This window comes from Cronbergia sp. UHCC 0137, from assembly GCF_034932285.1.
Lineage (GTDB): Bacteria > Cyanobacteriota > Cyanobacteriia > Cyanobacteriales > Nostocaceae > Cronbergia.
Genome location: NZ_JAYGHC010000027.1, coordinates 2,254 through 10,806 on the forward strand (window position 1 = coordinate 2,254; position 8,553 = coordinate 10,806).

At 40.0% G+C, this 8,553-nt stretch carries 13 protein-coding genes; 9 read left to right on the top strand and 4 right to left on the bottom strand.

The window, feature by feature from the left end:
* The 4 genes from VB711_RS15170 to VB711_RS15185 form a co-directional block, all read left to right on the top strand.
* Positions 1–271 (top strand): hypothetical protein (locus VB711_RS15170; protein ID WP_416233585.1); only part of this gene is annotated, 271 nt, incomplete at its 5' end.
* Positions 268–669 (top strand): type II toxin-antitoxin system tRNA(fMet)-specific endonuclease VapC, encoded by a 402-nt coding sequence (vapC, locus tag VB711_RS15175; protein WP_323286960.1) that lies wholly within the window; start codon positions 268–270, stop codon positions 667–669. The genes VB711_RS15170 and vapC, both read left to right, overlap by 4 nt.
* A gap of 277 nt (positions 670–946) precedes the next feature.
* The gene (locus tag VB711_RS15180) at positions 947–1,540 is read left to right on the top strand and encodes a Uma2 family endonuclease (protein ID WP_323286961.1); all 594 of its coding nucleotides are present in this window, start codon (positions 947–949) and stop codon (positions 1,538–1,540) included.
* A gap of 223 nt (positions 1,541–1,763) precedes the next feature.
* Positions 1,764–2,072, top strand: a complete 309-nt coding sequence (locus VB711_RS15185; RefSeq protein WP_323286962.1) for a hypothetical protein — start codon at positions 1,764–1,766, stop codon at positions 2,070–2,072.
* A 62-nt stretch (positions 2,073–2,134) separates the two neighbouring features.
* Here the strand turns inward: VB711_RS15185 and VB711_RS15190 are convergent, their stop codons facing one another.
* From VB711_RS15190 to VB711_RS15205, 4 genes are all read right to left on the bottom strand, one after another.
* Positions 2,135–2,302 (bottom strand): hypothetical protein, encoded by a 168-nt coding sequence (locus VB711_RS15190; protein ID WP_323286964.1) that lies wholly within the window; start codon positions 2,300–2,302, stop codon positions 2,135–2,137.
* Positions 2,295–2,573, bottom strand: a complete 279-nt coding sequence (locus VB711_RS15195; RefSeq protein WP_323286965.1) for a hypothetical protein — start codon at positions 2,571–2,573, stop codon at positions 2,295–2,297. Before VB711_RS15195 ends, VB711_RS15190 begins: the two co-directional genes overlap by 8 nt.
* Before the next feature lie 112 nt (positions 2,574–2,685).
* Positions 2,686–2,934 carry a hypothetical protein gene (locus tag VB711_RS15200; protein ID WP_323286966.1) on the bottom strand — a complete coding sequence of 83 codons (249 nt, stop codon included), beginning with the start codon at positions 2,932–2,934 and terminating at the stop codon, positions 2,686–2,688.
* Between the two features lie 146 nt (positions 2,935–3,080).
* The gene (locus VB711_RS15205) at positions 3,081–3,476 is read right to left on the bottom strand and encodes a DUF2281 domain-containing protein (protein ID WP_323286967.1); all 396 of its coding nucleotides are present in this window, start codon (positions 3,474–3,476) and stop codon (positions 3,081–3,083) included.
* Positions 3,477–3,754: 278 nt separating this feature from the next.
* On the opposite strand from VB711_RS15205, the gene VB711_RS15210 reads away from it, so the two are divergent.
* The 5 genes from VB711_RS15210 (at position 3,755) to VB711_RS15230 (ending at position 8,438) form a co-directional block, all read left to right on the top strand.
* Positions 3,755–6,427: an RNA helicase gene (locus VB711_RS15210; protein ID WP_323286968.1), complete on the top strand. Its 2,673-nt coding sequence runs from the start codon at positions 3,755–3,757 to the stop codon at positions 6,425–6,427.
* Positions 6,428–6,476: 49 nt separating this feature from the next.
* Complete coding sequence (locus VB711_RS15215; RefSeq protein WP_323286969.1) at positions 6,477–7,058, top strand: Uma2 family endonuclease; 582 nt, start codon at positions 6,477–6,479, stop codon at positions 7,056–7,058.
* 116 nt (positions 7,059–7,174) lie between these two features.
* Positions 7,175–7,405 (top strand): DUF433 domain-containing protein, encoded by a 231-nt coding sequence (locus VB711_RS15220; protein ID WP_323286970.1) that lies wholly within the window; start codon positions 7,175–7,177, stop codon positions 7,403–7,405.
* On the top strand, positions 7,402–7,767 hold the full coding sequence (locus VB711_RS15225; protein ID WP_323286971.1) for a DUF5615 family PIN-like protein: 366 nt from the start codon (positions 7,402–7,404) through the stop codon (positions 7,765–7,767). The genes VB711_RS15220 and VB711_RS15225 overlap by 4 nt, the downstream gene beginning before the upstream one ends.
* A 59-nt stretch (positions 7,768–7,826) precedes the next feature.
* Positions 7,827–8,438 (top strand): Uma2 family endonuclease, encoded by a 612-nt coding sequence (locus VB711_RS15230; protein WP_323286972.1) that lies wholly within the window; start codon positions 7,827–7,829, stop codon positions 8,436–8,438.
* Positions 8,439–8,553 lie beyond the last annotated feature (115 nt).

An 8,553-nucleotide genomic window follows, 5' to 3' on the forward strand; every position in this document is an offset into this window, starting at 1 on the left:
AATTGCAGAAATATCTAAAGATATTGACACCTTACCAGAAGAAGCGCAAATCTTACTACTAGATTTTATTCAATTACTCAAAAAACGTTATCCACAAACAGAAAATCATCATCAAGAAAATGAGATAACTTTCTCATCTACCCAAAAACCACATCCACTAGACACATTTATAGAAAAATATGGTGCTTGGGAAGATGAACGTACAGCAGCAGAAATAGTTAAAGAGATTTATGATAGCCGAACTATTTCTAATTACGATATTAGCTTATGAATTATTTATTAGATACTGACATCTGCATTTACTGGATTAAAAACATTAATTCCGTCAGAGATAAAATTCAACAAATAGGATGGGAGCAAATTTATATTTGCAACATCACCGTAGCTGAATTGTATTTTGGTGCTTACAATTCTCAAAAAATATCAGAAAATTTAACTCGTGCAGAAAAATTCATTCAAGATGTTGAAGTTATACATTTAGATAATAATGCTGTCAAAAAGTTTGGAGAATTAAAAGCCGAACTTAGAAAAATAGGACAACCAGTAGCAGATTTTGATTTATTAATTGCCAGTGTTGCAATAACTAGAAACCATATTTTAGTAACTAACAACACTCGTCATTATAGCCGAATTTCCGAGCTAAAATTAGAAAACTGGATTTCAGCTTAAAAAAGTTATTGAAGGTGGGTGAACAACAACATAACCCACTATTAATAACCCTAAATTACAACCCAAAAACCCTATAGCTGTTCACATCATCTCACCCAACCATCACCAGCGATGTTTACGGCCAGGGGAGCGATGCCTTCGACGAGCGGAGCTATCGTGTAAATAAGAGAATACAATAGAACCATGACAGATACACCTGGAAATATTCACCTCGCCAGATAATTATCACCTGACCATGAGTTATAATCAAGATTAAAGTCATAACCAGAAAATTACTATGACTATCCAAACCTTAGACAAAACCACCACAATTTCCGAACAGCAATTTCTTCTACCTGGCCATTACACCTGGGAGGAATTTGAAACAATAGAAACCTTAACCGCAGACGCAGCAGGTTTGCGGATAACTTATCTTGATGGGTGCATCGAATTTATGACGCTGAGTGAACAACATGAAATGATTAAAACCATTCTTGGTTTTTTACTAGAATTATATTCCTGTGAAATAGGTATAAATCTGATTCCAGTAGGTAGTGCTACTCGTCGCGCAAAAGAAAAGAATGCTTCCTTTGAACCTGACGAATCTTATTACATCGGAGAAAAAAAAGAAAATCCAGATTTAGCAATTGAAATTAATATTACCAGTGGTAGTTTTCATAAACTAGAAAAATACAAAAGATTTAATATTACAGAAGCTTGGTTTTGGGAAAACGATCAATTATTTCTCTATCATCTCAAAAATGATAATTATGAGCAAGTTAATCAAAGTCAATTATTGCCAAACTTAGATATAGATTTATTGGCGAGTTGTGTTTTAATGCCTTCCATTATTGATGCAAGAACAGCATTTATTAAAGGTATTAAAAAGTAGTAGTTTGTAGGTTGGGTTGACGCAATGAAACCCAACAATACCGATCATTAATAACCCTAAATTACAACCCAAAAGCCCTTATCTGTTCACATCATCTCACCCAACCATCACCAGCGATCCTTACAGCGATGTGTACGGACAGCGGAGCGATGCCTTTGGCTTAAGGACAAGAATAGATGCACCGACGTTAAAGGACAGAACATATCAGCATCAAAAACAGCCAATGTCAGGAGCAAAACCCGTAACCTTGGGACAAGGCTACAGCACAATTGTCGTCATCCCAGAAACATCTGAAAGTTGGGCTTTACCGCTATTACATCAACGCATTACCAGTTTTGAAAATCCAATTCAAAAGGCCGCTGCACAGCTAAAGCTGGTATGCGAAAATCTACCTACACGTCCGATTAGCTTGTGGGATTCAGAATATGGTTGTGCTAGTTTTATCAATCAAACCAGTGATATACCCGCAGATAAGTTAATGCGGTTACATCCCAATCGAGTAGTATATGATGCACCACCACCATGTAGTTGAGTCATTCAGCTTAAATTTTACACCATGAGAACGGGGACGACCTTTGCCACGTGGAGTTTAGACTAAAGGAGAGCGATCGCGCTATTTCTATTTTCACGAGCCTTGATATTGGGATGGGAATGGGGGGTTTGCTCTAACTGCTGCAAACATCGGGCAATTTTCTTTGCTAAGGCTTTATCAGCATTAATATAAACCTTTTGGGCATCGGGATGGAGAACAACTTCATACATCAGATCGAAGGTTTCTCCAGTTTGTGTAATGGGTTTTAGGGGTGGTTTGATTTTGCTTCACTCGTTCTAGCAAACCAGGAATTGCTAAAAGTTCTTGGGTTGCAGCTTCGCTTTCAGCATTGGCTAAGTAAGCAGCAAAATCAGCAAGCACTTGTAATCGTTCTGGTGATAGTTGCTTGAGTAAGTCATTAAGCTGATTCTGTAATAGAGTTACAGATACTAAAATCTCTGATGATCTATCTGACTCTGGGGAATTATCCGTAGTATTCATTCTTTATGTCCACTTTCTGAAATCGCTAAATTAGCCGTTAGAAAATGTTGCAGTTCTTGAATCTGTTGATCACATTTGTTGATATCAAACTTATAAGGAAAAAGAGTGATCACTAATAATCTTCCTTTTTATGATCAATAATATCAATTATCAAAAAACCCTGATCTGTTTTTTTAAATAGTAGCCGCACACTTCCATCTACTCTTACCACCCACGTATCCGTGTTATCGAGTTTATCAGAGTTTAATTGGTGTGAATTTTTGACATCTAGCTGCTGTATTACCTCAAAAACTTTATGTTTTTGATTCAATGGCATGGTTTCATAAGCCATCAAAGCTTTTTCTCTGAACTGTACACTCATTTTATATCTCCATAAACTAGCAGGAGGGAAAGAAATCAAAGGTTTGTTCCTACATCATAGCCTTGTTTAATTACTTCATTAACTTAGCCTAGAAGAGCGATCGCTCAAAAACTAGCTGTACAAACTGTCTTAGAAACAGCTACACCTCATACTTGCTCATCTTGATGTAAACTCCAACCGCGAATAGGATCAACTTCATTGGCTAGAATTTTTTCATCTCGCTCTGAAACATCCTTTTCTACTGAATTTCCCAAAGCTGCAATTGAAAGTAAAAAATTTCTACTGGTTTTTTGGGATTGTTTTTCGGTTGCTTTATCCTGTCCCGATTCAGCGCGAATTTCTTCTAAAGTGGGAAAGTCATCTTTCCAAGTTCCAGCAAGTGAATAAACAAATTCTGACCAAGGTAACTCGTTAATATTTTTAACAGTTTGCTTAGTATTTAGATGTTTGGCACGGATAAATTCAGCAAAATTCAGAATCTCATCAGCTTGATCTTGGGGAAGAGTTTGAACAAGTGCATAAATCTGTTCAGCAATAGTCATAATAGAGTTTTAGATAAAATCAGAACCGTGAAATTATTTTATCGTAGATGCAACTAATGGGACTGAAATCCACCATGTAAGGACTAGCCGTTACTGAAACTATCACCACGATCGCACAACCAGAAAAACTATTTAGCTTGAGTCACAACGAATCTTAGGATTTATTTACAAAAATTAACATCATTCCAGCCGCCCCTACAACTCAGTTTTTGGTATCAACCTAGCAAACGACTAATCACGTTATGATAGTAAACAGTCTGGTCGCAATAGATGATTGAGTGAACTATCCCGTCCCATCTTCAGAACTCGACATTAAGTCGATTTTTCCCTTTGAACTGGATCAATTCCAAAAGGATGCGATCGCTTCCCTGAATGCCGGACGCTCCGTTGTCGTCTGTGCGCCCACAGGTTCAGGTAAAACCTTAGTCGGGGAATACGCCATTTATCGCGCCCTAGCGCGAGGAAAACGGGTATTTTATACCACCCCCCTCAAGGCACTGTCTAATCAAAAGTTACGTGACTTCCGCGAAAAATTCGGTTTCGATCAGGTCGGACTATTGACCGGGGATGCTTCCATCAACAGAGAAGCACCAATCTTAGTCATGACCACAGAAATTTTTCGGAATATGCTCTATGGCACACCCATCGGACAAATTGGCATCTCCTTAGTAGACGTGGAAGCAGTGGTACTAGACGAATGCCACTACATGAACGATCGCCAACGGGGTACAGTTTGGGAAGAATCCATCATCTATTGTCCCCGTGAAGTCCAACTGGTAGCCCTATCAGCCACCGTCGCCAACAGTGATCAACTCACAGACTGGCTAAATCGCGTTCATGGACCCACAGACCTGATTTACTCCGATTTTCGCCCCGTTCCCCTAGAATTTAGCTTTTGTAATCCCAAAGGACTATTTCCCCTCCTCAACGACAGCAAAACCAAAATCAACCCCCGCTTATCAAAACGTAGCAAAAAAGGACAAGGGGACAGAGGCAGAAGCGGTAGACCAGAACCACCAAGCATCCCATTTCTTCTCAGCCAACTAGAACAAAGGGATATGTTACCAGCCATTTACTTTATCTTCAGTCGTCGCGGATGTGATAAAGCCGTGGCAGAAGTAGGTGATTTATGGCTCGTAAATAACGAAGAATCCCAAATATTACGGCGACAAATTGATGACTTTTTAGCCCGCAATCCCGAAGCAGGGAGGGCTGGACAAATTGCCCCACTCTACAGAGGAATAGCCGCTCACCATGCCGGTATTTTGCCAGCTTGGAAGGTTTTAGTCGAAGAACTATTTCAACAAGGACTAATTAAAGTAGTTTTTGCTACTGAAACCTTGGCAGCAGGAATTAATATGCCAGCCCGAACCACAGTTATATCCACCCTTTCTAAACGTACCGACAACGGACACAGACTCTTAAAAGCGTCCGAATTTCTGCAAATGTCCGGGCGGGCTGGTCGTCGGGGGATGGATCTTCAAGGTTATGTAGTAGCAGTTCAAACCCCCTTTGAAGGCGCTAAAGAAGCGGCTTATTTAGCCACATCCCAGGCAGATCCCCTAGTTAGTCAATTTACGCCTAGTTATGGGATGGTTCTCAACTTACTACAAACCCACACCTTAGAGCAAGCTAGAGAACTGATAGAACGCAGTTTTGGGCAGTACATGGCGACTTTGCATTTAAGACCAGATTACGAAGAAATTGCCGCAATCAAAGCAGAGTTAGCCCAAATCCAGGCAGAAACCGCCGCAGTTGATGAAAGTGAATTGGCGGTGTATGAAAAACTCCGTCAACGACTAAAAGTTGAACGTCAAATATTAAGAACTTTACAAGAACAAGCACGGGAAGATAGACAAGAACAACTGGTGATGATGCTCGACTTTGCCGTGTGTGGCACATTGTTGAGCCTCAACGATAAAAACATCACAGCTACTTTGCCAATCACAACTGTGTTAATTGCTAAAACAACGAGTGTAACGGATACATCTTATTTTGTCTGTTTGGGACAGGATAATCGTTGGTATGTGGCGACTGTTGCCGATGTAGTTGATTTATATGCTGAATTGCCCAGGGTAGAAGTTCCCAATCATATTTTACCACCGGCAGAAATGATATTGAAACGGGGTCAATGCGTGCGGGGTAATGGAGAAACCGCCCTGATTGCCCAATGTATCCCTGATACTGAAGGGGTGGTAAATATGCCCCCGGAAGTGATGGAACAATTCAGTCGGGTGAATGCAATCCAGCAGCAATTGGAAAAACATCCCCTAAATGAATTTGGAAATCCTGCCAATATATTTAAACGCAAAGCCCGTTGTGTGGAATTAGAAGCGGAACTGGAAGAATTAGAAGGACGAGTGGGGGAACAATCTCAAAGACATTGGGAAGAGTTTCTCAGTTTAATTGAAATTTTACAGCACTTTGGCGGTTTGGATAACTTAATTCCTACGGTATTGGGGCAAATGGCGGCTGCTATTCGCGGTGAAAATGAGTTATGGGTGGGTTTAGTTTTTGCTAGTGGTGAATTAAATAATTTAGATCCACACCATTTAGCGGCGGCCGTGGCAGCTTTGGTGATAGAAACTCCACGACCAGATAGTAAGGTGCGTTTTGATGTGAGTGAAGAAGTGGCTGAAGCTTTGGCGAAATTAAGGGGGATTCGTCGGCAAATTTTCCAACTACAACGACGTTATAATGTGGCGTTGCCAATTTGGTTGGAATTTGAGTTAATAGCGATCGCTGAACAGTGGGCGTTGGGGATGGATTGGGTGCAATTGTGTGAAAATACTACTTTGGATGAAGGAGATGTGGTGAGGTTGTTACGTCGAACTTTAGATTTATTATCTCAAATTCCTCATGTTCCTCATTTACCCGATTCTTTGCGACGTAATGCTCAAAGGGCGATGCAGTTAATTGATCGATTCCCGGTGAATGAAGCGATGGAGTGAAAAATAGTTTGGGGTTAATCTAGGATATATCAGTTAGGCATAGGAGTTGATGATGATTACTCTCTCTAGGTCTGGATCAAAAATTTACACGGCTGAAGAATATCTGGAGCTTGAAGTTCGCGCTGAAGAACGTCACGAGTATAATGATGGGGAAATTATAGCGATGACTGGGGGAACGCCAAATCATAATGATATTGCTAGTAATTTGATGGTGATCCTCAAGTCGGGGTTACGTGGTAAGCCTTTTCGTTGTTTTATTACGGATCAAAGGTTATGGATTCCCCAGTTAAATAAGTTTACCTATCCTGATGTGATGGTGTTGTCACAACCTATGCAGTTAATGGCGGGGCGCACAGATACGGTGATTAATCCATTGTTAATTGCTGAGGTGTTGTCTTTGGGGACTCGCAGTTATGACAAGGATGCTAAGTTTGCGGCTTATCGCTCTGTTGCTAGTTTTCAGGAGTATTTATTGATTGATCAATATACGGTTTGTGTTGAGCATTATGCTAAAACTGAGGATCAGCAATGGATTTTTAGGGAATATAAAAATTTAGGCGATCGCATGACATTATCAACGATTTCTTTGGAGATGAGTTTGGCTGATTTGTATGAAAATATCCAGTTTTAAATAACTTAGGAGATTATAAAAATCTCCATTTAAATAGCGATCGCATTACTTATAGAGTGCGATAATAGACCCATTTTAGGTTTCCAAATCCAATCAGCCATAGCGAGACAAAAGCCATGGAAAATCTTACTAGAATTACCCGCAACCCAGAAGTAATGGGCGGTAAACCCTGTATTCGGGGAATGCGTGTCACAGTTGGTACTATCGTCGGCTTAATGGCATCTGGACACAGTGCAAATGATATCCTTAAAGCTTATCCCTACCTAGAAAAAGCGGATATATATGAGGCACTTGCTTATGCTGCATGGCGGGCGGAGGAAATTGAAGTCCCTCTAATAAGCGCATGAAAATTTTGATTGATATGAACCTTTCCCCTGATTGGGTAGCGGTTTTTGAGAAGTATAATATTAACGCTGTTCACTGGTCTACTGTTGGCGATCGCCGTGAGAAAGATTCGATAATTATGGATTGGGCAAGAACTAATGGGTATATCGTCTTTACCCACGATTTAGACTTCGGTTCCCTGTTAGCTGCGACGGGTGCAAATACTCCCAGTGTGATTCAGGTTCGGACTCAGGATATTTTGCCCAGTAGTATTGAAAATATAGTCATTTCAGCCCTGAAGCAGTTTGAGTCTTTACTTTTGTCAGGTGCTTTGGTCACAGTTGACAAAGCCCAATCTAAGGTGCGTATTTTGCCGATTAAATAGCGATCGCCCTTACAATAAAATTAGCTTTGTATTTCCGGTTTTTGTGAAAATTTAATCTCATGACTCAAGCAAACGTAATGGTTTTATCTGCCGATTCAGAATTACAGCAGACTCAAACCAAGTCAAGGATTTTGACAGACAAACAGTTTATGTCATTGCCTCAAGACGGCAATCGTTACGAATATGTGGATGGAGAGTTAGTTTTTGTGGCAAATTCAGGTCTGGAACATGGCTATTTAGCCCTTACTCTCGGATATTTTTTAACAGGCTTTGTTCGTAGTCATAAACTCGGTATAACGTGTGATTCGAGTACCGCTTTTAAAATGAAAACTGGCAATAAGCGAGCGCCCGATCTGGCATTTATCGCAAAGGATCGTTTACAAGGATTAAAACGATTACCCAAAGGATTTTTTGAAGGCGCTCCCGATTTAGCTGTAGAAATTATCTCTCCCAACAATACTTTTGAAGAAATTCATAACAAATTAGTAGAATATTTTGATAACGGAACTCGTCTCGTATGGGAGATATTGCCCGATGAAGAAAGTGTATTAGTTTACCATAAACCTAAGCCATCTAAACTTTTAAAATTAGAAGATAGTCTGGATGGAGAAGATATAATTCCCAATTTCACGCTGCCATTAACGGAGTTATTTCAAGAATTATCTTTTTAAATTGCCCTTTAGTATGGAAAATTTAAGTATTAGACTTCTTGCAAAAGTCGTGATTTTCAAATTTTTCTTTGCGCCTCTGCGCCTCTGCGTGAGCTTTTCAAGAATATTCTTGGCT